This is a genomic window from Streptomyces sp. ID05-39B, assembly GCF_033794725.1.
Lineage (GTDB): Bacteria > Actinomycetota > Actinomycetes > Streptomycetales > Streptomycetaceae > Streptomyces > Streptomyces bobili.
In genome coordinates, this window is sequence record NZ_JARGEF010000055.1 from 1 (window position 1) to 25738 (window position 25738).

General features: G+C 70.7%; 19 protein-coding genes and 1 pseudogene. 11 read left to right on the forward strand and 9 right to left on the reverse strand.

Annotation, left to right across the window (positions count from 1 at the left end; all coding sequences use genetic code 11):
* Window positions 1-140: 140 nt before the first annotated feature.
* The 5 genes and pseudogenes from P1P75_RS14945 to obgE all read left to right on the forward strand — a co-directional run.
* Window positions 141-3164: pseudogene (locus P1P75_RS14945) on the forward strand (Rne/Rng family ribonuclease); the annotation flags it as partial.
* Between the two features lie 107 nt (window positions 3165-3271).
* Window positions 3272-4183 (forward strand): UTP--glucose-1-phosphate uridylyltransferase GalU, encoded by a 912-nt coding sequence (gene galU / locus P1P75_RS14950; protein WP_319255392.1) that lies wholly within the window; start codon window positions 3272-3274, stop codon window positions 4181-4183.
* Window positions 4184-4462: 279 nt separating this feature from the next.
* Complete coding sequence (gene rplU, locus P1P75_RS14955) at window positions 4463-4783, forward strand: 50S ribosomal protein L21 (RefSeq protein WP_015033583.1); 321 nt, start codon at window positions 4463-4465, stop codon at window positions 4781-4783.
* A gap of 14 nt (window positions 4784-4797) precedes the next feature.
* Window positions 4798-5052: a 50S ribosomal protein L27 gene (rpmA, locus tag P1P75_RS14960; RefSeq protein ID WP_019063244.1), complete on the forward strand. Its 255-nt coding sequence runs from the start codon at window positions 4798-4800 to the stop codon at window positions 5050-5052.
* Window positions 5053-5164: 112 nt separating this feature from the next.
* Complete coding sequence (gene obgE / locus P1P75_RS14965) at window positions 5165-6604, forward strand: GTPase ObgE (RefSeq protein WP_319255407.1); 1440 nt, start codon at window positions 5165-5167, stop codon at window positions 6602-6604.
* 85 nt (window positions 6605-6689) lie between these two features.
* Here the strand turns inward: obgE and P1P75_RS14970 are convergent, their stop codons facing one another.
* From P1P75_RS14970 to rfbB, 9 genes are all read right to left on the reverse strand, one after another.
* A complete protein-coding gene (locus P1P75_RS14970) occupies window positions 6690-8234 on the reverse strand; it encodes a hypothetical protein (protein ID WP_319255409.1) in 1545 nt (514 codons plus the stop codon).
* Complete coding sequence (locus tag P1P75_RS14975) at window positions 8231-11815, reverse strand: CDP-glycerol glycerophosphotransferase family protein (protein ID WP_319255410.1); 3585 nt, start codon at window positions 11813-11815, stop codon at window positions 8231-8233. The genes P1P75_RS14970 and P1P75_RS14975 overlap by 4 nt, the downstream gene beginning before the upstream one ends.
* Window positions 11816-11885: 70 nt before the next feature.
* Complete coding sequence (locus tag P1P75_RS14980; RefSeq protein ID WP_319255412.1) at window positions 11886-14114, reverse strand: bifunctional glycosyltransferase family 2 protein/CDP-glycerol:glycerophosphate glycerophosphotransferase; 2229 nt, start codon at window positions 14112-14114, stop codon at window positions 11886-11888.
* 81 nt (window positions 14115-14195) lie between these two features.
* On the reverse strand, window positions 14196-15098 hold the full coding sequence (locus P1P75_RS14985; protein ID WP_319255414.1) for a glycosyltransferase: 903 nt from the start codon (window positions 15096-15098) through the stop codon (window positions 14196-14198).
* Complete coding sequence (locus tag P1P75_RS14990; RefSeq protein ID WP_319255416.1) at window positions 15095-15826, reverse strand: glycosyltransferase family 2 protein; 732 nt, start codon at window positions 15824-15826, stop codon at window positions 15095-15097. Before P1P75_RS14990 ends, P1P75_RS14985 begins: the two co-directional genes overlap by 4 nt.
* Window positions 15823-16233 carry a DUF2304 domain-containing protein gene (locus P1P75_RS14995; protein WP_319255418.1) on the reverse strand — a complete coding sequence of 137 codons (411 nt, stop codon included), beginning with the start codon at window positions 16231-16233 and terminating at the stop codon, window positions 15823-15825. The genes P1P75_RS14990 and P1P75_RS14995 overlap by 4 nt, the downstream gene beginning before the upstream one ends.
* Window positions 16234-16392: 159 nt before the next feature.
* Entirely contained in the window at window positions 16393-17661 is a 1269-nt protein-coding gene (locus P1P75_RS15000; RefSeq protein WP_319255420.1) for a hypothetical protein, read from the reverse strand.
* Complete coding sequence (gene rfbD / locus P1P75_RS15005) at window positions 17658-18617, reverse strand: dTDP-4-dehydrorhamnose reductase (protein WP_319255422.1); 960 nt, start codon at window positions 18615-18617, stop codon at window positions 17658-17660. The genes P1P75_RS15000 and rfbD overlap by 4 nt, the downstream gene beginning before the upstream one ends.
* Complete coding sequence (rfbB, locus tag P1P75_RS15010) at window positions 18614-19603, reverse strand: dTDP-glucose 4,6-dehydratase (protein WP_319255424.1); 990 nt, start codon at window positions 19601-19603, stop codon at window positions 18614-18616. The genes rfbD and rfbB overlap by 4 nt, the downstream gene beginning before the upstream one ends.
* A 104-nt stretch (window positions 19604-19707) precedes the next feature.
* On the opposite strand from rfbB, the gene rfbA reads away from it, so the two are divergent.
* The 6 genes from rfbA to P1P75_RS15040 all read left to right on the forward strand — a co-directional run bounded on the left by rfbA (window position 19708) and on the right by P1P75_RS15040 (window position 25722).
* Window positions 19708-20577 carry a glucose-1-phosphate thymidylyltransferase RfbA gene (rfbA, locus tag P1P75_RS15015; RefSeq protein ID WP_319255426.1) on the forward strand — a complete coding sequence of 290 codons (870 nt, stop codon included), beginning with the start codon at window positions 19708-19710 and terminating at the stop codon, window positions 20575-20577.
* 211 nt (window positions 20578-20788) lie between these two features.
* Complete coding sequence (gene rfbC / locus P1P75_RS15020; protein WP_319255428.1) at window positions 20789-21409, forward strand: dTDP-4-dehydrorhamnose 3,5-epimerase; 621 nt, start codon at window positions 20789-20791, stop codon at window positions 21407-21409.
* Window positions 21410-21735: 326 nt separating this feature from the next.
* On the forward strand, window positions 21736-22842 hold the full coding sequence (gene proB / locus P1P75_RS15025; RefSeq protein WP_319255452.1) for a glutamate 5-kinase: 1107 nt from the start codon (window positions 21736-21738) through the stop codon (window positions 22840-22842).
* A 165-nt stretch (window positions 22843-23007) separates the two neighbouring features.
* Entirely contained in the window at window positions 23008-23535 is a 528-nt protein-coding gene (locus P1P75_RS15030) for a hypothetical protein (protein ID WP_319255430.1), read from the forward strand.
* A 195-nt stretch (window positions 23536-23730) separates the two neighbouring features.
* Entirely contained in the window at window positions 23731-25017 is a 1287-nt protein-coding gene (locus P1P75_RS15035; protein ID WP_150470953.1) for a glutamate-5-semialdehyde dehydrogenase, read from the forward strand.
* Window positions 25018-25122: 105 nt separating this feature from the next.
* Window positions 25123-25722, forward strand: a complete 600-nt coding sequence (locus tag P1P75_RS15040; protein ID WP_319255431.1) for a hypothetical protein — start codon at window positions 25123-25125, stop codon at window positions 25720-25722.
* The last annotated feature ends 16 nt before the right edge of the window (window positions 25723-25738 follow it).

The following is a 25738-nucleotide window of genomic DNA, read 5'->3' on the forward strand; positions in this document are numbered from 1 at the left end:
GTCCGGGGGGGGGCCCCCGGGGGCCCCCCCCCCGAGGCGGGGGGGGGGGAGCCGGGCCCCGCCCTGGGGGGGCGGGCGGCACCCGGGGCGCCGCCGGGGTTTCCGCGCCCCCGCGGCCGGGCGGCGGGGGGGGGGGCACCCCGCGTCGTCCCACCCGCCCCGCGGTCGCCGTGTTCCAGGCGCCCGTGTTCACCGAGCCCCGCTTCCAGACGCCGGAGCGCGCCGCAGCCGAGGCCGCGGCCGTCGAGGTCGAGGTCGAGGAGGCCCCTGAGGAGCCCACGGCTCCGGTCGAGGTCGTCGAGGAGCTTGCGGAGGAGCAGACCGGGCCGCGCCGCCGCCGCAGGCGCCGCAGTGCCGGCCAGGCCGAGGAGCCCGTGGAGGTGACCAGGCCCGTCGAGCCCGCCGCCGAGGACGAGGCGGAGCCGGAGGAGGCCGAGGAGGCCGCCGACGAGAGCGCCGAGGGTGACGACGACACCGACGAGGGCGCGTCGCGCCGCCGTCGCCGCCGGGGCGGCCGTCGCCGTCGTCGCGGTGACAGCGCGGACGGCGACTCCGGTGACGTCGACGCAGACGACCTGGCCGCCGAGCAGGCCGCCCAGGACGCCGAGGACACCGCCGAGCAGGAGGACGAGGACGCCGAGGAGGGCCACGCCGACGACGAGGCAGGCTCCACCGCGGGCAGCCGTCGCCGTCGTCGCCGTCGTCGCCGCGCCGGGGACGGCGCCACCGAGGCCGAGCCGGTCGACAGCGACCCGGAGCGCACCGTCGTCAAGGTCCGCGAGCCGCGCAAGGCCACCGAGCCGTCCGACGAGGTCCAGTCCATCAAGGGCTCGACTCGTCTGGAGGCGAAGAAGCAGCGCCGCCGGGAAGGCCGTGAGCAGGGCCGCCGCCGCGTCCCGATCATCACCGAGGCCGAGTTCCTGGCCCGTCGCGAGGCCGTCGAGCGTGTGATGGTCGTCCGTCAGTACGGCGACCGTACGCAGATCGGCGTCCTGGAGGACGGCGTGCTCGTCGAGCACTACGTCAACAAGGAGCAGTCGACCTCGTACGTCGGCAACGTCTACCTGGGCAAGGTCCAGAACGTGCTGCCGTCGATGGAGGCCGCCTTCATCGACATCGGCAAGGGCCGCAACGCCGTGCTGTACGCCGGTGAGGTCAACTTCGAGGCGCTCGGCATGGCCAACGGGCCGCGCCGCATCGAGTCCGCCCTGAAGTCGGGCCAGCCGGTCCTCGCACAGGTCACCAAGGACCCGATCGGGCACAAGGGCGCCCGTCTGACCAGCCAGGTCTCCCTGCCGGGCCGCTACCTCGTGTACGTCCCCGAGGGCTCGATGACCGGCATCAGCCGCAAGCTGCCCGACACCGAGCGGGCCCGGCTGAAGAGCATCCTCAAGAAGATCGTCCCCGAGGACGCGGGCGTCATCGTGCGCACCGCCGCCGAGGGCGCGAGCGAGGACGAGCTGCGCCGCGACGTCGAGCGGCTCCAGTCGCAGTGGGAGGACATCCAGAAGAAGGCCAAGAGCGGCAACGCGCCGACGCTGCTCTACGGAGAGCCGGACATGACCGTCCGGGTCGTCCGCGACATCTTCAACGAGGACTTCACCAAGGTCGTCGTCAGTGGTGACGAGGCCTGGTCGACCATCCACGGCTACGTCTCGCACGTAGCCCCGGACCTGGCCGACCGGCTGTCGCGGTGGACCTCCGAGGTCGACGTCTTCGCCACCTACCGGATCGACGAGCAGCTCGCCAAGGCCCTGGACCGCAAGGTCTGGCTGCCCAGCGGCGGTTCGCTGGTGATCGACCGGACCGAGGCGATGGTCGTCGTCGACGTCAACACCGGCAAGTTCACCGGTCAGGGCGGCAACCTCGAGGAGACGGTCACCAGGAACAACCTGGAGGCGGCCGAGGAGATCGTGCGTCAGCTCCGGCTGCGCGACCTCGGCGGCATCATCGTGATCGACTTCATCGACATGGTGCTGGAGCAGAACCGGGACCTGGTGCTGCGGCGCCTGCTGGAGTGCCTGGGCCGGGACCGTACGAAGCACCAGGTCGCCGAGGTGACCTCGCTGGGCCTCGTGCAGATGACCCGCAAGCGGGTCGGCCAGGGCCTGCTGGAGTCGTTCTCCGAGACCTGCGTCCACTGCAACGGCCGCGGTGTCATCGTCCATCTCGACCAGCCGACCGCCGTCGGCGGCGGCGGCAAGCGCAAGAAGCGCGGCCGGGGCGGCGACGTCCTGGAGCACGACCACGAGCACGAGACGGTCGCCGCCGAGACCGTGGTGAGCGCGGGCGAGGAGGCCGAGACCGCGGCCGAGGTCGCCGCCGAGGTGGCCGAGCCGGTCGCCCTGGAGGTGCCCGAGTTCGAGCCCGACGAGGAGCTGTACAGCAGCGTCGCCGAGGCGGAGGCCGCGGCGGGCCGCGGTCGTGGCCGCCGCCGGTCGAGCCGCCGGGCCTCGGCCCCCGCGGGTGCGCCGAGGAGCGGTGCGCCGCGGCGGGAGGCCGTGTCCGAGCAGGTCGCGGAGGTTCCCACGGCGCAGGACGTGTCCACCGAGGCGGAGGCCGAGCGTCCGGTGCAGCCGGCCGAAGCCGCCGTCGCGCACGCCGAGCCGGTCGCCGTCGAGGACCCGGTCGTCGAGGCGCCCGTCGCCGACGAGGCCGCACCCAAGGGCCGTACGCGCCGGAGGGCCACCCGCAAGGTGTCCGCGCCGGCCGGTTCGCCCGCCGGAGCGGAGGCCGCCGTCGTGACGGTCGCCGAGTCCGCGCCCGCGCAGGCTCCGGTGGAGCAGCCCGAGACGCAGGCCGAGCCGGTCGCCGAACCCGTGGCCGAGCCGGTCGCTGAGAGCGCGGCCCCGGCCCGTCCGCGGCGCCGCGCCGTCCGCAAGGCCACCGCGCCCACCGCGCCCGAGGAGACGGCCGTCATGGTCGTCCCGTCGGCCGAGGCGGAGGCCCCGGCCCCCGCCGAGGCGGAGACCGCCGAGGAGCCGGAGGAGGGCGCCCCGGTCAAGAAGACGGCCGCCCGCAAGACGGCGAAGAAGGCTCCGGCGAAGAAGGCCCCCGCCAAGAAGGCGGCGGCGGCCAAGAAGACGGTGGCCAAGAAGGCGACGGCCACCAAGGCCACCGCCAAGAAGGCCGTCAAGAAGACCGCTGCTCCCGCACAGGACTGACGCAGCACCGACGCAGCCGTGTGGGCCGTCCTCGAACGAGGGCGGCCCACACGGCGTTGAAGGCCCACACGGCGTTGAACGAGATTCGGAAAACAGGGACCAGCTCGATGAACAACACCCCCAGCAAGCCCGTCCGCAAGGCCGTGATTCCGGCAGCCGGTCTGGGCACGCGGTTCTTGCCGGCGACCAAGGCCACTCCCAAGGAGATGCTGCCGGTCGTCGACAAGCCGGCGATCCAGTACGTGGTCGAGGAGGCCGTGGCGGCGGGTCTGGCCGACGTCCTGATGGTCACCGGGCGCAACAAGCGCCCGCTCGAGGACCACTTCGACCGGAACCACGAGCTGGAGTCCGCGCTCACCCGCAAGGGCGACGAGGAGCGGCTGGCGAAGGTGCAGGAGTCGAGCGAGCTGGCCACGATGCACTACGTCCGCCAGGGTGACCCCCGCGGCCTCGGGCACGCCGTGCTCTGCGCCGCCCCGCACGTCGGCGAGGAGCCGTTCGCGGTGCTCCTGGGCGACGACCTGATCGACCCGCGCGACCCCCTGCTCGCCCGGATGCTGGAGGTCCTGGAGCGGCGTGGCGGCAGCGTCGTGGCGCTGATGGAGGTGGACCCGGCCCAGATCCACCTGTACGGCTGCGCCGCCGTACAGCCGACCGAGGACGCCGATGTCGTCCAGGTCACGGGCCTGGTGGAGAAGCCCGACGCGGTCGACGCGCCGAGCAGTTACGCGGTGATCGGCCGCTATGTCCTCGACCCGGCCGTCTTCGGCGTCCTGCGCGAGACCGAGCCGGGCCGCGGCGGGGAGATCCAGCTCACGGACGCCCTGCAGAAGATGGCCCAGGACGAGTCCCTGGGCGGGCCCGTGCACGGTGTGGTCTTCAAGGGGCGCCGCTACGACACGGGTGACCGCGGGGACTATCTGCGGGCCATCGTCCGGCTCGCCTGCGAACGCGAGGACCTCGGCCCGGAGTTCCGGAGCTGGCTGCGCGCCTTCGTCGCGGAAGCCGTCGAAGCGTGATCGCCCGAGCGTGAGGGCAGCGCGTGAAGGCCGCGCGTGAAGGCCGCGCGTGAAGGCCGCGCGTGGCGGCCAGGCGTGAAGGTCAGGCGAATTTGACCCCCCGAGCCACCGGCCCGTAACCTTGACCCTCGGCGTGTCGTATGGCGCGCCACTCCCCTGAGCACCCTCCTCCCGGTCCGCCGCGGAGAGGCCGCTCGTCCAATTCCGGATCATCGCGGGCTTCGGCCCGTGTGAGTGGCTGGCATCAGGGGTCCGTTCCCGAGTGAGAGAGAGATCCGCGTGTACGCCATCGTGCGCAGCGGTGGTCGCCAGCACAAGGTTGCTGTCGGCGACATCGTTGAGGTTGACAAGATTTCCACTGCCAAGGTTGGCGACACGGTCGAGCTCTCGACCCTGCTCGTTGTCGACGGCGACGCCGTGACCAGCGACCCGTGGGTCCTGGCCGGCATCAAGGTCACGGCCGAGGTCGTGGACCACCACAAGGGCGCGAAGATCGACATCCTTCGCTACAAGAACAAGACCGGCTACCGCCGTCGCCAGGGTCACCGCCAGCAGTACACGGCGATCAAGGTCACCGGTATCCCCGCGGCTGCGAAGTAAGGGACTGAGGAGAGATGGCACACAAGAAGGGCGCATCGTCCACTCGGAACGGGCGCGACTCCAATGCTCAGCGGCTCGGCGTGAAGCGCTTCGGCGGTCAGGTCGTCAACGCCGGTGAGATCCTGGTCCGCCAGCGCGGTACCCACTTCCACCCGGGCTCGGGCGTCGGCCGTGGCGGCGACGACACGCTGTTCGCGCTCAACGCCGGTGCGGTGGAGTTCGGCACCCACCGTGGCCGCAAGGTCGTGAACATCGTTCCGGTCGCCTGATCGGTTCACTTGCGGAGGCGGACCTCACTTCCCGTATCGGGAAGCGGGTCCGCCTTTCGCGTGTTACTAGATAGACAATCTGTACGTAAGTAACTTCTGGAGGCACAGAACCATGACCACCTTCGTGGACCGCGTCGAGCTGAACGTCGCCGCGGGTAACGGGGGCCACGGCTGCGCCTCCGTTCACCGGGAGAAGTTCAAGCCGCTCGGCGGCCCAGACGGCGGCAACGGCGGCCGTGGCGGCGATGTGATCCTGGTCGTCGACCAGTCCGTCACCACACTCCTCGAGTACCACTACTCGCCGCACCGCAAGGCCACCAACGGTCAGCCCGGCGCCGGTGACAACCGCACCGGCAAGGAGGGCCAGGACCTCGTCCTGCCCGTCCCCGACGGCACCGTCGTCCTCGACAAGAACGGTGACGTGCTCGCCGACCTCGTCGGCCAGGGCACCACGTTCGTCGCGGGTCAGGGTGGCCGCGGCGGCCTCGGCAACGCCGCGCTCGCCTCGGCGCGCCGCAAGGCGCCCGGCTTCGCCCTGCTCGGTGAGCCGGGCGAGACGCGGGACATCGTCCTGGAGCTCAAGACCGTCGCCGACGTGGCGCTGGTCGGCTACCCGAGCGCCGGCAAGTCCTCGCTCATCTCCGTCCTGTCGGCTGCCAAGCCGAAGATCGCGGACTACCCCTTCACCACCCTCGTCCCGAACCTGGGCGTCGTCACCGCCGGCTCGACCGTCTACACGATCGCCGACGTTCCGGGCCTGATCCCGGGTGCGAGCCAGGGCCGCGGCCTCGGCCTGGAGTTCCTGCGCCACGTCGAGCGCTGCTCCGTCCTCGTCCACGTCCTGGACACGGCGACGCTGGAGTCCGACCGCGACCCGGTCTCCGACCTCGACGTCATCGAGGAGGAGCTGCGGCATTACGGCGGTCTCGACGACCGTCCCCGCATCGTCGTCCTCAACAAGATCGATATCCCGGACGGCCAGGACCTCGCGGACATGATCCGCCCGGAGCTCGAGGAGCGCGGATACCAGGTCTTCGAGGCGTCGGCCGTGGCCCGTACGGGCCTGAAGGAGCTTTCCTTCGCGCTGGCCGGCATCGTGGCCAAGGCGCGCGCGGACAAGCCGAAGGAGGAGGCGACCCGGGTCGTCATCCGCCCGAAGGCGGTCGACGACACGGGCTTCACCGTCACCCACGACGAGGCCGAGGACGTCTACCGGGTGCGTGGCGAGAAGCCGGAGCGCTGGATCCGCCAGACCGACTTCAGCAACGACGAGGCCGTCGGCTACCTGGCCGACCGCCTCAACCGCCTCGGCGTCGAGGAGGCCCTGATGAAGGCCGGTGCCCGCGCCGGTGACGGCGTGGCCATCGGTGCCGAGGACAACGCGGTCGTCTTCGACTGGGAGCCCACGATGATGGCCGGCGCCGAGATGCTCGGCCGCCGCGGCGAGGACCACCGCCTCGAAGCGCCCCGCCCGGCAGCCCAGCGCCGCCGCGACCGGGACGCGGAGCGGGACGACGTCGACAAGGAGTACGACGAGTTCAACCCCTTCTAGTCGGGGGCGGGCCTCAGGGCCCACACAGCACAGGAGAAGGGCCCGTCCGGTCGCGGACGGGCCCTTCTCGTTTCTGCTGTCGGCGTCAGCGCGCCGGTTCGGGCTCAGCGTCGCGCTGCGGCAGGTCCTCGGTCTTCGACGTGGACACCGGCGTCGCCGGGGCGGCGGCCTTCTTGCCGAAGCGTGGCTTCGCGCCGATCAGCGGCAGGGTCATGATGCCGATGAACATCGGGGCGAACATGTACCGCGCCAGCGGAGCCGGGTTCGCCGCCACCACCGTGAGCTGGAGCGCCAGCGGGATCGCCAGCAGCGCGACCGGCGCCCAGGTCCGGTTGCGGCGGGAGAACGCGAGGATGACCGCGTACGCCGCGTAGCACCAGATCGCACCGCGGAACAGCAGCCACTGCAGCTGAGGCGTCTTGCTGGCCTTCCAGGTGAAGTCGGCGACGTCGTTGAGCTGCTCGGACAGCGGGCGGATCTTCAGGATCGGCCGGTACGGGCTGTCCTTCATCTCCTCGTTCCAGTCGGCCCAGCCGAAGAGGTTCTTCGGCACGGCCGGCGGACTGATCAGCGTGTGGCCCATCAGGTCCCTGGGGCCGGGGAACGGCGACCAGGCGATGTGCGAGCGGCACAGCCGCGCCGAGATCATCTGGTCGGGAGTGCGCTTCAGGACCCGCACCCACAGGTCGATCAGCTCGCTGTTGAGCTGGTCCGCCTTCTGTCGGTTCATCGGCTTGCGCATCGCCCAGTCGGCGTTGTAGCAGTTCGCCGCGCGACCGCTCCAGTGCGAGAGCGGGGCGACCTGCGCCATCAGATCCGTGTCGGCCTTGGTGAAGGTGTGCGGCGCGACGCCGTAGACGACGGCGATGTCCGCGTAGTTCATCGCGTACACCTGGTCCTTGGTCGGCGTCGTGACGCCGAGGCCCGGGTAGATCACGGTGTTCAGGAGAGCCGAGACCGCCACAGGGATCACCGTGGCGGCCAGCAGCCAGCGCCGCATCCGCGGCAGCGCGAGCAGCAGCACCGGCACCGCGATGACCGCGACGAGCAGGCCGTTGTTCCGGAAGAGCGCCATGCACAGGAAGCCGAGGCTCAGGAGGGCGATCTCGTTGCGGAACGCCTTGTCCCGTACGGACGACTCGCCACGGAGCCGGCGCGCGGCGAGCCGTCCGGCCGCGCCGAAGGCCAGCACCGCGCCGATGGTGTACGGCACGTCCTTCCACACGAAGACGGTGAAGACACCGATCGAGGGAAGCAGCGCGCAGGCGATGGCCGCCGGGGCGCTCCACCGTCCCCGTACACCGAACTGACGCAGCGTCACGGTGACATAGGCCAGCGCCGCCGACATGGCGATGGTCTGGATCAGCGTCAGGATCGCCAGGTCACCGGTCAGCTGGATCGAGAGCCACACGAGTGCGTCGTAGGCCACCGAGTGGTTCGATTGCCAGTGGCCGGTGGTGACGTGCCAGACGTACGAGATCGTGTCGTAGCTCATCCCGCCCGGGTAGAAGGCGGCCCACCACACCAGGAAGATGAACTGGGTGACGGCGTACACCCCCAGGGGCAGCCGTTGCTGGGCCGGAATCCTGTCCAGTATCCGGGTGGCACGGGGGACGGTGGGCAATCTCAACGTTGCTCCGCAGGCTCGTGGGTCAGGGGGCGATCGGGATGTGCCAGTTCCAGCATCCGTCGAATGACACGCTCCGACGCGTGACCGTCGTCAAGGTCGCAGAACACGTCCCGGAACTCCTGGTACGTGTCGGTGTACCGGGCGCTGATCGCGTCGATGTCGCGCAGAGCCTGGATGAGCTCGTCCGAATCCTGGATCAGCGGACCGGGAGCCCTCTTCTCGAAGTCGAAGTAGAAGCCCCGGAGCTGGTCGCGGTAGTACTCGAGGTCGTACGTGAAGAAGAGCATCGGCCGCCCGGTGTTCGCGAAGTCGAACATCAGGGAGGAGTAGTCCGTCACCAGGACATCGGTGATCAGGAACAGTTCGGCGATGTCGGGATAGCTGGAGACGTCCCAGACGAAGCCGTCGCCCGCGCCGGGAACGGCGTCGACGATGTTCGAGTGCTTGCGCACCAGGAGCACGTGGTCGTCGCCGAGGGCCGCCGCGGCCCGCTCGACGTCGAGCCGCATGTCGAACTTGTAGTTGCCCGCCTGGTAGAACTGGTCGTCCCTCCAGGTGGGGGCGTACAGCACGACCTTCTTGTCCGCCGGCAGCCCGATGCGCTCGCGGACCGCGCGGGCGCGTTCGTCCGACTTCGGGGCCAGCAGGACGTCGTTGCGCGGGTAGCCCGACTCCAGGATCTCTCCGTCGTACTGGAACGCCCGCTTCATGATGGGCGTCGAGAAACGGTTCGGGGAGACGAGGAAGCTCCAGCTCGGTGTCTCCTCGGCGACCTTGCTGAGGTACTTGCGGTCGGCGAACTGGACGCTGTCGATGTCGTGGCCGATCCGCTTGAGCGGCGTCCCGTGCCAGGTCTGCACGATCACCTGGCCGTCGCGGCGCCTGATCCAGTGCGGCAGGTGGGTGTTGGTCACGATGTAGCGGCTGCGGCCCAGGGCCTCGTACCACTCGCGGCTCCACCGGCGGATGACCTTGACGCCGGCCGGGATGTCCGCCCTGCGGTCCTCTACGACCCAGATGTGCTCCAGCTCCGCGCCCTGGCGCACCAGCTCCTCGTAGACGGCGCGGGGCGAGTCGGAGAACTGGCGGCCGGAGAAGGACGCGTAGAGCACGGTGTCGCGCAGCGGAGCAGTACGGGCCTCGGCGTACACCTTGGTCCGCAGCTCGCGCTGGCGATACCAGCCGAACTCCCCGGCGCCCAGGTCGGATTCGGCCTCGACGAGCAGCCGGTCGTAGAAGCGGTGGCTGAGCGTGTAGCCACGTCCGCGCACCGTGAACCGGAGCGGAAGCCCGTCCAGGGACGCGGGCACCACCCTGACCGGAACCTCGAACTTGCTGTCGACCGTACGGGTGAAGACGTACCAGCGGCCCTGACGCAGCGGGACCTCGCTGATGCCCCCGGGAACCGGCAGGAACTCGGTGCGGAAGACCCCGTCCTCGACGGTGACCGGGTAGGCGTGCGACTCCGCGTGACGGCTGTGCCGCAGCACCAGCTCCAGCGGCTCGTCGACGGCGCAGGGCAGGCCGCCCGTCAGCACGACCCGGCCCTCGTCGGTGACGGTGACGCCGGCGAGCATGGGCTGGACGGGCTGGGTGCGCAGGACGAGACGGCCGACGCCGTCGTTGGTCACCGCGACGGCACGGCTGCCCCACGGGGCTGCGGTCTCGGAGGCGAGGGTGTACTGCCGCCCCAGGTCGCCGCTCTTGTCGTCCACGGCGACGGCGTGCTTGCCACCGTCGGCGAGCAGCAGCTCGGCGGACCACTTGTCGGAGACCTCGGGGTTGTCGCTGTCGCGGCCCTCGACGTCGAGAGCGGTGAGCGGGACCCGTACGGAGAAGGTGTGCTTGCCGGCCGAGGAGTCCCGCGTCACGGGGTACTCGACGACGGCGCCGGAGCTGCCGTGCGTCAGCCGCACCTTGGTGGCCGCGCCGGCGGCCGTGGCCTCGTGGCCGAGGACGCCGGTCAGCTCGATCGAGCCGTCCACGAGACGGTGGCCGGTGAGCCGGGCGCGGACCCGGTCGACCCGGATGTACAGGTGGCTGTCCAGGACGAACGGGACGACCCTGACGTCGTCCTGCACCCAGTGCTGCAAGGGGCTCTCGGCGCTGCCGCTCTCCCCGGCCTTGAGGCGGGTGCGGCGGACCAGGCCCTGCTGGACGGTGGCGACCGTCAGCCGCCACACGCCGTCACGCCAGCCGCCGCGGCCCTTGAGCTTTGCCGGGTCCAGGTCCAGGGCGAAGCCCGACCAGTCGTAGTTGTGCAGCGACTGGCCCGAGGTCTGGGTGGCGCGCGGCGCTCTGGTCCGGGTGGCGCGCACGACGACCGTCCGCCGGCTGCCCGTCTCGCGGAGCATCAGGACGCGCAGGGCCGGCTTGGGCTTCTCGGCCGAGAGGTTACGGATGTAGGCGTGGCCGTCGATGTGCAGACGGCCGCCGCGCCAGAGGACCTCCTCGACGCGGGCGCGCGCCGAGAACTCGGCGCCCAGGCGCAGCAGCTCGCGGGGGACCGACGGCTTGTGCTTCTCGGTCATGGGGTAGTCGGCGAAGTGCCGCAGGCCCTGGCGGACGACCGGGACGGCACGGCCGGTCTCCCGCTCGAAGGCGAGCAGCTCCAGGAGCTCGTCGAGACGCCCCTCGGTGATCAGGTGGCACTTGAGCCGCAGGGCGACCTCGAGCCGCGGCATGACGCGGGGGTCGACCCGGCTGAGGAAGCCGGCCGCCTCGGACATGAACAGCGCGCGGAACTCTTCGCCGGCCTCGTCCAGCACGGCCATGAACAGCGGCAGCTCGTCGCTGATGAAGATCTCGTCGTACCAGCGCTTGTGCTCCGCGTACGCTTCGCCCGGCTGCGCCGCCAGGAAGCGGCTCACGTAGTCGCACGACTTGATGCGGTCGCGGACGTTGACCGGCTCGGTCCGGCGCTGGGTGATGGAGGGGGCGCCTCCGGTGCGCTGGCGCCAGAGGTAGATCGGCTCGCCCAGGACGTCGACGGCGTCGGCCTGGAAATGGGCCGGGAGGGTGACGGGGGCGTCCTCGTAGAGGATGCCGGGGAACTCGAAGGCGTGGCGGTCCCAGAACGACCGGCGGAAGACCTTGTTCCAGGCCGTGCGGTCGTAGATGAGAGCCTTGTCACGGGTGATGTGGGTGCGCTTGCGGTCCTTGGCGAGCCGCTTCATGTGGAGCGGCGAGGGAAGGATCTCACCCGCCTTGAGGAGGTTCACGTTGCCGCTGACGAAGTCGGAGCCCGTCTCGTCGAGGCTGGCGATGCACCGGGCGTAGGCGTCGGGCACCACGATGTCGTCGCTGTCGACGAACGCGAGGAACTCCGTACCGTCACTGACGTGGGCGACACCGGTGTTGCGGGCGGGGCCGAGGCCCTTGTTCTCCTGCTCGACGACGCGGAAGCGGCTGTCCTTCGCCTCCCACTCCCGTGCGATCGCCAGACTGCCGTCGCTGGATCCGTCGTCGACGACGATGGTCTCCCAGTCGGTGAATGTCTGGTCGGCGATCGAGCGCAGACACTCGTCGAGGAAGAGCTCGACGTTGTAGACGGGAACCACTACTGACAGGCGGGGAGGCATTGGGTACTGCGCCTTTCCTCAAGGTGTTCGTGCGTGACGGCGATGACCGGGCTCGCCGGACACGGTAGCTCTAGCCTCGTGCGGGAGGGCTCGGGCGCTCCGGGGGGAGGGCCACCGGAGGTACATTCTCCTGGTTCAGGAAGACCCTCCGTACCACGCGCTCCGCGGCGAAACCGTCGTCGAACTCACAGAACCGCCTGCGGAACTCCGCACGGGCCTTCGAGGACGCCTCGTCCGACCAGCGTCCGGAGAGGAAGACGTCGAGAAGGTCGGCCTCGGTTGCCACCACGGGGCCGGGCGATTCGACGTGGATGTCGAAGTAGGTGCCGCGAGTGGCGCGGTACACCTCCCAGTCGTTGGCGAAGAGCACGATCGGGCGGTCCACAAGCGCGTAGTCGAACATCAGGGACGAGTAGTCGGTCAGCAGGCAGTCGGCCGCCAGGAACAGTTCCTCGACCGAGGGGTAGCCGCTGACGTCGATGATTCCGGCTTCCTGCTCCGCTTCGCCGCGGCCCGGGGCGGCGAGGTTGAAGTAGTGCGCCCGGGAGAGCACGGTGAAGCCGTCCCCGAGCTGATGCGCGAGCCCCTCCAGGTCGAGCATCGGCCGGGGCTCGTGCTGGTAGTCGCGGTGGGTCGGCGCGTAGAGCACGACCGTCGTACCGGCCGGGACACCGACCTTCTCGCGGGCCCGCTCGCGGTCCGCCTCGGTGGCGTTGACGAGGACGTCGTTGCGCGGGTAGCCGTAGTCGAGCGGGGTGTACTCCGCCGGGTAGGCGCGGTCCCAGATCGCGGTGGTGAAGCTGTTCGCCGAGACGCTGTAGTCCCAGCGGTCCACCCGCTGCATGAGTGTCTTCATGTCCAGCGAGCGCTGCGCGACCGGGAACTCGGCGAGGTCGACGCCCATCCGCTTCAGGGGCGTGCCGTGGTGCGTCTGCAGATGGATCTGCCCCGGCCGCTTGACCCAGGCGGTCGGGAAGTTGACGTTGTTCACGAAGTACTTGCCGCGGGCCATCGCACGCCAGAACCCGAACGATCCGGGGTGGACGACGTTCGTGCCGGTCGGCGGGGTGTTGCGCGCGCCCGGCCTCATGACCCAGGTCGTCCGCATGTGCGGAGCCAGTTCGAGCAGCTTCTGGTGGACCGCCGCCGGGTTGCAGGCGTAGTCGGTGTTCCAGTACGCGGCGAAGACGGCGACGTCCTTCTGCACCGGAAGCATCCGCTGGACGCGGTAGTAGCTCCTGAGTACGGCGGTTCGCAGCCGCTTGCGCGAAGCCGTCTTGGCGCGGCGCGCCGAACGGTAGGTGCCCCGGGCGACGGTGCGCACCGGCTTGGGCAGCCGTGCGGCGGCCTTGCGCGCGCCAGACGGGGCGTTCCGCGGCTCCTGGTACCCCTCGGGACGGTGTGTCCGCTCGGCCTCCAGGAACCGGGTCCGGAACTCGGCGCGGGCGTCGTCGGGGAGTCGGCCCGGTGAGTTCTCGATCACCCGGAAGTGGGTGACCATCCGCTCGAAGAGCGCGCTGTGCCAGCGCTCGAACTCGGGGTGCTCCGTCAGGAAGGCGAAGACCAGCTCGTACTGGTCGAAGACGTCGAAGTGCTTACGGCTCCGGCTGTGCAGGATGCTGCCCTGGCGCCGCTGGCGGTAGTGGACACAGACCCGGGGGAGGACGGCGACGCGCTCGGCGGCGATCATCACCGGGTAGGTCCAGGGGGTGTCCTCGTAGTAGCCCGTCGGGTAGACGAAGCCCCAGCGCTCCACGAAGTCACGGCGGTACGCCTTGTTCCAGGCCACCTGGAGCAGACCGAGGAGCGCCGGCTGCTCGTCCAGGGTGAACGCGCCGCGGGGGCTGTCGGCCAGCACCGCCGCCTTCGCGTTGGGGGTGACCCGTCCGTCCCAGTGGGTGCGGGCGTAGTCGAAGATCAGGAGATCGGGGTCCTCGGTCTCCTCCAGACGGCGCGCCATGGCCTGGAGGGCGCCCGGCAGCAGGGTGTCGTCGCTGTCGAGGAAGAGGAGGTACGTGCCCTCGGCGCGGGCCATTCCGGCGTTCCTGGCGCGGCCGAGGCCGACGTTCTGCGCGAGCTGGAGGGGGACGACCCGGGGATCCGCCGCCGCGTACTCGTCCATGATCTCGCCGCAGGCGTCCGGTGAGGCGTCGTTGACGGCGATGAGTTCGAAGTCGCCGAAGGACTGGCTCAGCACGGAGTCGAGACAGTCCCGCAGGTACGCCTCGACGCGGTACGCCGGCACGATGATGCTGAACCGCGGTGCGGCGGACCGGACTGCTGCTTGCGTGGAAGTCATGTGATTTACCAGCCGGGGTTCGGCAGGGCGGCGGGAAGCGGTCCCGGTCACCGCCCCGCGGGGACGTTCACGAGAGGAGGGTCACGGTGACGAGGTCAGGACGTAGCCGAGCAGCTTGCGCACGGTGGCCGTGCGACGCTGCAGGAGTGCCCCCGGAACGAGGGTCAGCGCGTGGAGCCGCATGGAGAGGTGACGGCGCGCCGCCCGCGCGGCCTTCGGCCAGCCGTGCCGGTCGAGCATGGCACCGGTCTCGTTGAAGAAGCGGACCGCCTCACCGAAGCGGGCGCCCGAGACGGCCTCGCCCGAGGAGAGGCTCGCGGAGTGCCTGCGGTACTGGAAGACCGTCGCCGGTTCGACGACGAGCTTCTCGCCCCGCCGGACGATCTCGATGATCAGAGCGAGGTCCTGGATGACCGAGAGGTCCTCCCGGAAGTCGATCTCCTTGACGAGGTCGGCGCGCCAGCAGATCGAGGGGAAGTACAGCCAGTTGCCGCCGAGCAGGTTGGCCGCGAGGGGCTCGCCGGAGAGCACCCGCCGCTCCGTCGCCCTGGGCGAGTACAGCCGCTTCTTGACCTGGTCGGCCAGGGTGACCGAGGGCGTGCCGTTCTCGTCGATGACCTGGACGCCCGGCTGGTAGATCGCCGCGTCGGGGACGGCGGCGACGGCGGCGCGGATCGTCGCCACGTACTCCGGGAGCAGCAGGTCGTCGCTGCCGAGCATCGTGAAGTGGGTGGACTCGACCAGTCCGACGCACTTGCGGAAGTTCTTGGTGATGCCCAGGTTCTGCTCGTTGCGCAGGTAGCGGACGCGGCTGTCACCGAGGGAGGCGAACCACTCAGGTACGCCCTCCTCGCGGCCGTCGTCGACGACGGTCAGCCGCCAGTCCTTGTCGGTCTGGTCGAGCACACTGCGCACGGCGGCCTGGAGCAGACCGGTGTCGCCGTAGTGGGGCAGCATGATGTCGAGGGTCTCCACCACGGTCACCTGCCCTGCTTGGCGGGGCCGAGTTCGGACCGGCGGCTGAGGGCCAGCAGTAGGATCATGCCGATGCGGCCGAGGTAGAGCGTGGCCTTCCACGGGGACTGGCTGGGCGTGCCGGTCGTGCGCGGGCGCATGGACACCGGGACCTGGTCGATGCGGTAGCCGGCGCGGACCACGGCGATGGTGCTCTCGACCGTGTCGCCCAGGTACTCCACCGGGTACCAGCGCGCGAAGACGTTGATCAGATCGCGGTTGCACGCGCGGAAGCCCGAGGTCACGTCGGTGAGCTTCGAACGGGCCATGCGCGAGAGCCAGAAGGCGAGGACGACCATCGCCCACTTGCGCGGGCCACGGGTCTCGTACTCCCCGGTGCCGGCGAAGCGTGCGCCGATGATCAGGTCCGCCTGGTCCAGTCGCTCCAGGAGCTCGGGGACGTTGCGCGGGTCGTGCTGGCCGTCGGCGTCGACCTGGATGGCGACGTCGTAGCCGCGGTCGTGCGCGTAGCGGTAGCCGGCCCGCATCGCGCCGCCCACACCGAGGTTGTACGGGAGCGTCATCACGGTCGCGCCCGCGGCGCGGGCCACGGCGGAGGTTTCGTCCACCGAGCCGTCGTCGACGACCAGGACGTCGACACCCGGCAGCGTGGTGTGGACTTCCTTGATGACGTCGGCGACGCCGTCCGCCTCGTTCCACGCGGGCATGATGATCAATACGCGCTTGCCGTCGATCACTTGCCGGCCCCCTGTTCGGCGGAGGCCGCGTTCTTCGCGGCCGTCGCGCCCTTCGTCTCCTGTGCCGTCCGCGCCGCGTCGGCGCGCAACTCCCGAACGTCGATGCGGAGTAGGGCCACTTCCTCCGAAAGAGTCCGGCCCTCTTCCTCCAGATGGCCGATCTCCCAGCTCAGCTGGAGACAGACGATGAAGAGGAACGCGACACTGAGGAAGAGGATCAGGCTGACGCCCGAGGCCACTCCCACCGCGCGTGCGACGGAGTCGAGCAGGGACGGGAAGAACCCGAGGGGGATGATCAACAAGCCGGTGATCACCCAGAGGAACGCGTACTTCTCCTTGAGCTTGCGCCGGCGCAGGAGCTCGACGATGCACGCGACCAGAAAGACTCCGGTGACCGAAGTCAGCATCCACAACTTCACGCTGGGCTCCGGTGTATCGGACGACGACTCATGGAAAGGGCCTGTCTACTCTTCCAAGGGGGGTGAGCGGCTGAAGAATGCGCCGCCTGAACTGCAGTCCACTGTCCGCCGCGATGGTTACGGAGAGTGAGGGAATGATGATCATTCCTATGAGTACACCGAACGGTAGCCTACACGAGCACGAAGGGCGAGCGTCATGCTGGTTACGACCGCGAGCGACCCGACGGCGTAAGCGATCTCGACCCTCGTACGCAGTTCGAGCGGACTGAGAGTGACCGCGATCAGCACGGTCGTCCCGACGATCCATGCCAGCAGCTGCTGCCGTGCCCCACCGCTCGTAAGGAGGGCCTGCCCGAGAACCATCGCCAGCATGTACAGCGTCGTCCCGAGCGAGAGCCACGCGAAATCGGCCGCTCCGAGGACGTCCGGCGCACCGAAGACCGCGGGCAGCAGCGCCGGGCCCAGAGCGACCGCGAAGAGCCCGCAGACCGCCCCGAGACCCGTGGTGACCGTGGCCGCACGCAGCAGCATCCGGCGGTAACCCAGCGTGTTCCCCTCGGCCTGCGCGGTCGACAGACCGGCGAGCAGCGAAGCCTGGAAGGCCCCGAAGGCGAAGAGCGGCACCCGGGCGAGCACGAGCGCCGACAGCAGCGCCGCGACCAGCGCGTCATCGTTCGTCGAGAGCACCTTCGTGCTGATCACGGCGATGTTGACGAGCAGCTGCGCCAGGAGCGTCGAACCGACGAGCAGACCGAGATGCTCGATCAGCTCACCCCAGTGGGCCGTCGAACCGCCGCGCGCGCCCCGGAAGACCGGCCGCAAGGTGGCCAGTACCGAGATCAGCGGCGCCGCCGTCATCACCATGGCGAAGACGAACGAGGACTCCACCCCGGCCACGGCCAGCCCGAGGGACATACCGATGCGCAGCAGGCCGTCGAGGCCGAGCTGCGTGCCGTACGCCTCGAAGCGGCCGAGGCCGGCGAGTATCCCGCGGGTGACATGGGCGCAGGCCAGCGCCGCGAAGGCGCCGCCCAGCGCGATCACCAGGCCGGTGTCCCCGTTGAAGAAGAGGTCGGCGAGCTGCTCGCCGAAGAGCGCGAGCGGCAGCAGCACCGCCGCGAGCAGCCCGAAGGCGAGCGCGGCGCCCCGGCGCAGCACCGGCCGCGCCCCGTCGCCCGACACCACGCGGGCGGCGACCACCCGCGTGATCTCCTGCTCGACGGGGAAGAACAGCCCGAGGCCGACGGAGGCGACGACGGTCCACAGGACCGAGAAGCTCGCCATGTCGTCCACGGCGAGCGAGTGGCCCGCGGCCGCCAGATGGACGTAGTTGGCGGCGCCGAGCACGGCGGTACCGGCGGCGACGAAGGCGGTGCCCCTCGGCAGGGCGGTCGTGATGCGGTCTAGCAGAGTCACGCGCGCGGCCGTCCGCCCTCAGCCGTGTCCTCGGCCTTGTTCTCGGCCGTGTTGTCGGCCTTGCCCTCGGTCTTGACCTTGGTCTTGGTGTCGCCCATGGAACGGAGCGCCTCGGCGAGCTGCTCACGCCAGTGCGGCTGGGCGGCGACGCCGGCCTCGGCCCACCGCTCGTGCGCCAGCACGCTGTACGACGGCCGGCGTGCCGGGCGTACGAACCGCTCCGACGTCGTCGGACGCACCCGCTCCGGGTCCAGGCCGGTCAGCTCGAAGGCGGCCCTGGCCAGGTCGAACCAGGTCGCCGTCTCGCTCGCCGTGCCGTGGTAGACGCCGGCCGGGGCCTTGCCCGCCGCGGCCGACTCGCCGAGGTCACGCAGCTGCCGGGCGAGCGCACGGGTCCACGTCGGCTGGCCGCGCTGGTCGTCGACGACGTCGACGCTCTCGCGCTGCTCGGCCAGAGCCAGCATGGTGGAGACGAAGTTGCGGCCGTGGGCGCCGTACAGCCACGCCGTCCGTACCACGTACCCGCGCTCGGGCAGCAGCTCGGCGACGGCCAGTTCACCGGCCAGCTTGCTGCGGCCGTACGCGTTCACCGGCGCGGTCGGGGCGTCGTGCGGGTACGGCGCGTCGGCGTCCCCGGCGAAGACGTAGTCCGTGGAGACCTGGATCAGCACGGTGCCCTGCTCGGCGCAGGCCTGCGCCAGGACACGTACGCCCTCACCGTTGATCCGCGTCGCCGCGGTCTCCTCGGTCTCCGCGCCGTCGACGTCCGTCCACGCGGCGGCGTTGACCACGACGTCCTGGCCGGCGACCGCGGCGCGGACCGCCTCCAGGTCGGTGATGTCCAGTTCCCGCCGGGTCAGCGCGGTGACGGCCTCGGCCGGCCCGCTCTCCTCCAGGACCTCGGTGAGGTCACGGCCGAGCATCCCGCCCGCACCGGTGATCAGCCAGCGCGTCATGCGGACAGCGCCGCCTTCGCCTTGAGCGGCTCCCACCAGGAGCGGTTGTCGCGGTACCAGGCCACCGTGGTCGCCAGGCCCTGCTCGAAGGTGACCTGCGGGGTGTAGCCGAGCTCTTCCTGGATCTTGGCGATCGACAGGGAGTAGCGCAGGTCGTGACCCTTGCGGTCGGCCACGTGCTCGACCATGTCCCAGCCCGCGCCGCAGGCGTCGAGGAGCATTCCGGTGAGCTCCTTGTTGGTCACCTCGGTGCCGCCGCCGATGTGGTAGACCTCACCGGCCCGGCCGCCGCGCAGCGCCATCTCGATGCCCCGGCAGTGGTCCGAGACATGCAGCCAGTCGCGGATGTTGAGGCCCTCGCCGTACAGCGGGACCTTCTTGCCGTCCAGCAGGTTCGTGACGAACAGCGGGATCATCTTCTCGGGGAAGTGGTACTGCCCGTAGTTGTTGGAGCAGCGCGTCACCACGACGTCCATGCCGTGCGTGCGGTGGTACGAGAGCGCCAGCAGGTCCGAGCCCGCCTTCGAGGCGGAGTACGGGGAGTTGGGCGCGAGCGGCCAGTCCTCGGTCCACGAACCCTGCGCGATCGAGCCGTACACCTCGTCCGTGGAGACGTGCACGAACCGGCCGACGCCGTGGCGCTTCGCGGCGTCCAGCAGGACCTGGGTGCCCAGCACGTTCGTGGTCACGAACGGGGAGGAGTCCAGGATCGAGCGGTCCACGTGGGACTCGGCGGCGAAGTGGACGACGGCGTCCTGGCCGCGCATCACGTCGTCGACGACCGCGTAGTCCCGGATATCGCCGTGGACGAAGGTGTAACCGTCCCGGTCGGCCACCGGCGCGAGGTTCGCCTCGTTGCCCGAATAGGTCAGGTTGTCCAGGACCGTGACGTGGGCGCCTTCGCCCGAGGGGAGCTCTCCCAGAAGGAGGGCCCGCACGAATTGTGAACCGATGAAGCCGGCGCCGCCGGTGACGAGAATCTTCATAAGGGACATCATTCTATGGGCTCCCTGCCGCACCCCGTTCATCGGGGGTTGGCACCGCCTCCGCGGCGGCGAGGGGCCCGGGGCCTGTCGTAGGCTGCGGGACCATGCGTGGAATTTTGCTTGCCGGTGGTACCGGCTCCCGGCTGTGGCCGATCACCCGAGCCGTGTCGAAGCAGCTGATGCCGGTCTTCGACAAGCCGATGATCTACTACCCGCTCTCGACGCTCGTGATGGCCGGGCTGCGGGACATCCTGGTCATCACCGGCCCCGAGGAGCGCCCCCAGTTCGAGCGGCTGCTCGGCGACGGCTCCGACTTCGGGCTGAACATCCAGTTCGCCACGCAGGACCGGCCCGCCGGTATCGCCGAGGCGTTCGTCATCGGCGAGGAGTTCATCGGCGACGAGCCCGTCGCGCTGATCCTCGGCGACAACATCTTCCACGGCGTCGGCCTCGGCCGGCAGTTGGCGGACTTCCAGCGGCCCGAGGGCGGTGTGGTCTTCGCCCACGCCGTCTCCGACCCGACGGCGTACGGCGTCGTCGACTTCGACGAGCAGGGCCGCGCCCGCTCCATCGAGGAGAAGCCCGCCCACCCGAAGTCCCGCTACGCGGTGCCCGGTCTCTACTTCTACGACAGCCGTGTCGTAGAGATCGCCAAGGCGCTGAAGCCCAGCGACCGTGGCGAGCTGGAGATCACCGACGTCAACAAGTACTACCTCGACCGCCAGGAGCTCCAGGTCTCCGTCCTCGACCGCGGAACGGTCTGGCTGGACACCGGGACCTTCCAGTCCCTCGTCCAGGCCTCCGAGTACGTGCGGGTCGTCGAGGAGCGCCAGGGCATGAAGATCGGCTGCCTCGAGGAGGCCGCCTGGCGAGCCGGCTTCATCGACGACGACCAGCTGCGCGCCCTCGCGGAGCCGCTGACCAAGAGCGGATACGGCGACTATCTGCTGGATCTGCTCTCGTACGGGGCGTAGTCGCACCGATATCGCCTGTACGGCCGATACCGCGGGCACTGGCCCTTCGACCGGGCTCCGCATATAGCGGTGCGGCTCTCGCTCGGGACTCGTTCCGGTATCGCCCGGGTATCACCCCGGTATCGCCTCGACATCTTTTCCATTTCCGCCGGGTCATCGCGGTATCGCCTCGATGGCACATCGATATCGCACTGATATAAGGACTCCGCAAATGAAGGTCAATCCTCTCGGTATCGAGGGTGCCTGGGAATTCGTGCCTCAGCAGCACGGAGACGCCCGCGGCCTCTTCCTCGAGTGGTACAAGGCGGACGCGCTCGCCGAGGCCGTCGGTCACCCCCTCGGCCTGAAGCAGGCCAACATGTCGGTCTCGGCCGCGGGCGTCCTGCGCGGCATCCACTTCGCGGACGTCCCGCCCGGGCAGGCGAAGTACGTGACCTGTGTGCGCGGCGCCGTGCTCGACGTCATCGTCGACGTCCGGGTCGGCTCACCGACCTTCGGTCAGTGGGAGGCCGTGCGCCTCGACGACACGGCGCGCAACGCGGTCTACCTCTCCGAGGGCCTCGGCCACGGATTCTGCGCGCTCACCGACGACGCGACCGTCGCCTACCTCTGCTCCGAGGGATACGCACCGCAGCGCGAGCGCACGGTGTACCCGCTGGACCCCGAGATCGGCATCGAGTGGCCGGTCACCGGCGAGCCCGAGCTCTCCGCCAAGGACGCTCAGGGCCCCACGCTGGCCCAGGCCCGTGAGGCCGGGATCCTGCCGGTGTACGAGGACTGCCTGGCCTTCCGTGCCTCGCTCGGCACCTCGTCCGCAAACACCGCGGGCTGAGCACCGGCGGATACGGACCTGCGGCACAGGGGTGCCAGGACCCTACGACGGCCCGGCCGGCCCCGCGAGGGACGGCCGGGCCGCTCGCGTACGGGCAGGCGGCCCGCGCCCGCGCCCGGCTCGATTGCGGTGACCTTGCTGGAGCCCGTGCCCGGCTCGCGTGTGGTGACCTTGCCGGAGCCCGTGCGGCCGCCGTCCACGGGACGGAACAGAGGGGCGGTGCCGTCCTCCGCTCGCGTAGATTGCCTGGCAGCCGCGGCATCGCGGGCCCGGCACGTGGGGACAGCCGAGTGAGGAATTCGCAGGTGACAGTGGCAAGGCAGTACGTGACGGAAGCCCGCAGGATCGTCGTCAAGGTCGGCTCCTCGTCACTGACCACCGCCTCCGGGGGCCTGGACGCCGACCGCGTCGACGCCCTCGTCGACGTCCTGGCGAAGGTCCGCAGCGGCGGCGAGAAGGAAATCGTGCTGGTCTCCTCCGGCGCCATCGCCGCCGGACTCGCCCCCCTCGGCCTCACCCGCCGCCCCAGGGACCTCGCCCGGCAGCAGGCCGCCGCCAGCGTCGGCCAGGGGCTCCTCGTCGCCCGCTACACCGCCTCCTTCGCGCGGTACGGCGTACGGGTCGGACAGGTGCTCCTGACCACCGACGACACCAGCCGCCGCGCCCACTACCGCAACGCCTACCGGACCCTCGACCAGCTGCTCGACATGGGGGCCCTGCCGGTCGTCAACGAGAACGACACCGTCGCCACGGACGAGATCCGCTTCGGCGACAACGACCGGCTCGCCGCACTCGTCGCCCACCTCGTCCACGCCGACCTCCTCGTGCTCCTCTCCGACATCGACGGCGTGTACGACGGCAACCCCAGCAAACCCGGCACCTCACGCATCGCCGAGGTGCGCGAACCCGCCGACCTCGACGGCATCGAGATCGGCAGCGCCGGAAAGGCGGGCGTCGGCACCGGCGGCATGGTCACCAAGGTCGAGGCCGCCCGGATCGCGGCCGCCGCCGGCATCCCCGTCGTCCTCACCGACGCCGTCCACGCGGCCGACGCCCTCTCGGGCGGCGACACCGGCACCTACTTCCACGCCACCGGCAAGCGCTCCGCCGACCGGCTGCTCTGGCTCCAGCACGCGTCCACCCCGCAGGGCTCCCTGACCCTGGACGAGGGCGCCGTACGGGCCGTCGTCGAGCGCCGCACCTCGTTGCTGCCGGCCGGCATCGCCGCCGTCGAGGGCGACTTCAGCGCGGGCGACCCGGTCGAGCTGCGCGACGGATCCGGGCACGCCGTGGCCCGCGGCCTCGTCAACTTCGACGCCAAGGAGATCCCCCAGCTGCTGGGCCGCTCCACCCGCGAACTGGCGCGCGAACTCGGCGCCGAGTACGAGCGGGAGGTCGTCCACCGCGACGACCTGGTGATCCTGCACCCCTGAGGGTTCCGCTTCCGGCGCGCAGTCGAACGGCCGCACCTGCCGACGCTCGAACGGTCCGTACCGGTGGGGGACGTTCCGTGAAACGGCCCCATGGAGCGGTACGGCCTGCTCAACTTTGTGTCTGGGACATGTTCCGCACACGAGCGCCGCGTAAAGGAGGCCGTCGTGAGACGAGTGCGCCCTGGGGTGGCAGCGGCCCGCGGGAGTGCCGGCGGCGCGACTCCGGCTGCCTCCCGCCCGGCTGCCTCACGCCCGGCGGGCGAGGAACGCGCCCTGACGAGCGTGGCGGCCGGGGAGAACTACCGGGAGCGGCGGGAGGAGGACGGCCAGGAGCGGACCCGCCCCGCGGACCTGCCCCGTCTGTGGCACGTCACCCTCAGCGTCTCCGGTGAGGAGGCCGACCTCAAAGAGGTGCGGCGCGCCCTGGAACAGCTCGCCCACGACCACCCCTTCCTCCTGACCAGCCGGTACGCCGTCGACCACGCGGAGATCCGCTACTGGGAAGAGGCCCGCGACCTGCACGACGCGGCCGCCGTCGCCCTGCGCCTGTGGGGCGAGCACCGCCAGACGGCCGGACTGCCGCCCTGGGAGATCGTCGGCCTGGAGGTCATCGACCGCCAGACCTACCACCTGCGTATCGCCGAGGGCTACGGCCCGGCCCCGGCGACCCCGGTCGGGGTCCACCCCTACTGACGGCCTCCCGACCGGTGTGCGGGCAGGTGTCCCGGCAGCTGTCCTCGACCGGCGTCCCTGCGACTGTCCTCGACCGGCGTCCCCACGACTGTCCCGACCGGCGTTCCGACCGGCGCCGCGGCAGGCGTCTCGGCAGGTGTCTCGCGCTGTGGAACGAGCCATGAGAGGGCCCGCGCCGCGCACTACCCTTTCCCTATGACCACGCTCTCGCCGTACGACGCCCTCTCCCCGGTCACCCAGGCCGCCTACCGCGCCAAGGCCGCCGCCGCCGACCTCGCGCCGCTGCCCCGGGCCGCCAAGGACGACGCGCTGCTCGCCATCGCGGACGCGCTGGAGGTCCGTACGAGCGAGATCGTCGAGGCCAACGCCAGGGACATCGCCAAGGCCCGCGAGGCCGGCACCAGCGAGGCGATCGTCGACCGGCTCACCCTCACCCCGGAGCGGATCCGCGCCATCGCCTCCGACGTGCGCGACGTCGTCGCCCTGCCCGACCCCGTCGGCGAGGTCGTGCGCGGCTCCACCCTCCCCAACGGCATCGACCTGCGCCAGGTCCGCGTTCCGCTCGGCGTGGTCGGCATCGTCTACGAGGCCCGCCCGAACGTGACCGTCGATGCCGCCGCCCTCTGCCTGAAGTCCGGCAACGCGGTCCTGCTGCGCGGCTCCGGCTCCGCCTACGAGTCCAACAGCGCCCTCGTCCGGGTGATTCGCGACGCCGTCGGCGGCGCCGGGCTGCCTGCCGACGCCGTGCAGCTGGTGCCGGGGGAGAGCCGGGAGAGCGTGCGCGAGCTGATGCGCGCCCGCGGTCTCGTCGACGTCCTGATCCCGCGCGGCGGCGCCTCGCTGATCCGCACGGTCGTCACGGAGTCCTCCGTCCCGGTGATCGAGACCGGCACCGGCAACTGCCACGTCTACGTCGACGCGCAGGCCGACCTCGACATGGCCGTCGAAATCCTGATCAACTCCAAGGCCCACCGGGTCAGCGTCTGCAACGCCGCCGAGACCCTCCTGGTCCATCAGGACATCGCCGCCGAGTTCCTGCCCCGGGCCCTCGACGCCCTCGCGGACGCCGGGGTCACCGTCCACGCCGACGAGCGCGTGCTGGCGTACGCCAAGGACTCCAGGGCGACCGTCGTCGAGGCCACGCCGGAGGACTGGGAGACCGAGTACCTCTCCTACGACATCGCCGCCGCCGTCGTCGACTCGCTCGACAAGGCCGTCGAGCACATCCGGCTGTGGACCTCCGGCCACACCGAGGCCATCGTGACCACCTCCCAGCAGGCCGCCCGCCGCTTCACCCAGCTGGTCGACTCCACCACGGTCGCCGTGAACGCCTCCACGCGCTTCACCGACGGCGGCCAGTTCGGCTTCGGCGCGGAGATCGGCATCTCCACCCAGAAGCTGCACGCCCGCGGCCCCATGGGCCTGCCCGAGCTGACCAGCACCAAGTACATCGTCACCGGCGACGGTCACGTACGGCGCTGACAGGCGTCGACGGGGGCGTCGGCGGGGCGCGCGGCGCCCGCCGGGGGCGTGCGCGTCTGCGCACCGTCTCAGCAGGCGGATGAATCTCCGGACCGTCTGCCCAAAATGACCCCCCAGGTCTACTCTGGATCCGTGCCGGAGGACGTGGGGGGCACGCCGTTCCCTGACGGCTGGGAGCCCGACGACGACCACGACCGCGGGGTGTCGGACGAAGAGTTCGCCTCCGTGGTCTTCGACGAGGCCTTCGTACAGGCGGCACCGGTGCACGAGCCGACCGCTGTCGAACGGCTCCTGGCCGCCGCGCGGGCGAGAGCCGAGGCCTCCGAGGCGGAAGCGCACCGCGCCCGCTACGACGACCTGTACGGCCCCGGCGCGCTCGGCCATGATCCGGACTACGAGGATCTGGACGACTCCGACGACCCCGACGACCCGGACACCTGGGGCCGCCGGAACGGCCGGTTCGGACCGTACGGCAAGCAGGTCCGCTGGCACCGGCCGGTCGCCTGGATGCTCGCCGTCGTCATGGGCGTCGGCATGGTCGTCCTCGCCTTCGCCGCGGTCTACCGGGGCGCCCCCGCTTCCGGCAACCGCGACCAGTTCCCCTCACCCACCTCGACCGGGCTCGAACAGGGGGCGGGGCAGGTTCCGTCCGGCTCCACCGATCAGTCCCGGCCACCCGTCGCGGCCGTCCCGCGCACGCCCTGAGGGAGCGCTGCCCGAC

Excerpts from the sequence above, each read along its gene's own strand:
- galU (WP_319255392.1), top strand. The coding sequence starts at position 3,272 with ATGAACAACACCCCCAGCAAGCCCGTCCGCAAGGCCGTGATTCCGGCA.
- rpmA (WP_019063244.1), top strand. The coding sequence starts at position 4,798 with ATGGCACACAAGAAGGGCGCATCGTCCACTCGGAACGGGCGCGACTCC.
- obgE (WP_319255407.1), top strand. The coding sequence starts at position 5,165 with ATGACCACCTTCGTGGACCGCGTCGAGCTGAACGTCGCCGCGGGTAAC.
- P1P75_RS14975 (WP_319255410.1), bottom strand. The coding sequence starts at position 11,815 with ATGCCTCCCCGCCTGTCAGTAGTGGTTCCCGTCTACAACGTCGAGCTC.
- P1P75_RS14980 (WP_319255412.1), bottom strand. The coding sequence starts at position 14,114 with ATGACTTCCACGCAAGCAGCAGTCCGGTCCGCCGCACCGCGGTTCAGC.
- P1P75_RS14995 (WP_319255418.1), bottom strand. The coding sequence starts at position 16,233 with ATGCTGACTTCGGTCACCGGAGTCTTTCTGGTCGCGTGCATCGTCGAG.
- rfbD (WP_319255422.1), bottom strand. The coding sequence starts at position 18,617 with ATGACGCGCTGGCTGATCACCGGTGCGGGCGGGATGCTCGGCCGTGAC.
- rfbB (WP_319255424.1), bottom strand. The coding sequence starts at position 19,603 with ATGAAGATTCTCGTCACCGGCGGCGCCGGCTTCATCGGTTCACAATTC.
- rfbA (WP_319255426.1), top strand. The coding sequence starts at position 19,708 with ATGCGTGGAATTTTGCTTGCCGGTGGTACCGGCTCCCGGCTGTGGCCG.
- rfbC (WP_319255428.1), top strand. The coding sequence starts at position 20,789 with ATGAAGGTCAATCCTCTCGGTATCGAGGGTGCCTGGGAATTCGTGCCT.
- P1P75_RS15035 (WP_150470953.1), top strand. The coding sequence starts at position 23,731 with ATGACCACGCTCTCGCCGTACGACGCCCTCTCCCCGGTCACCCAGGCC.
- P1P75_RS15040 (WP_319255431.1), top strand. The coding sequence starts at position 25,123 with ATGACCCCCCAGGTCTACTCTGGATCCGTGCCGGAGGACGTGGGGGGC.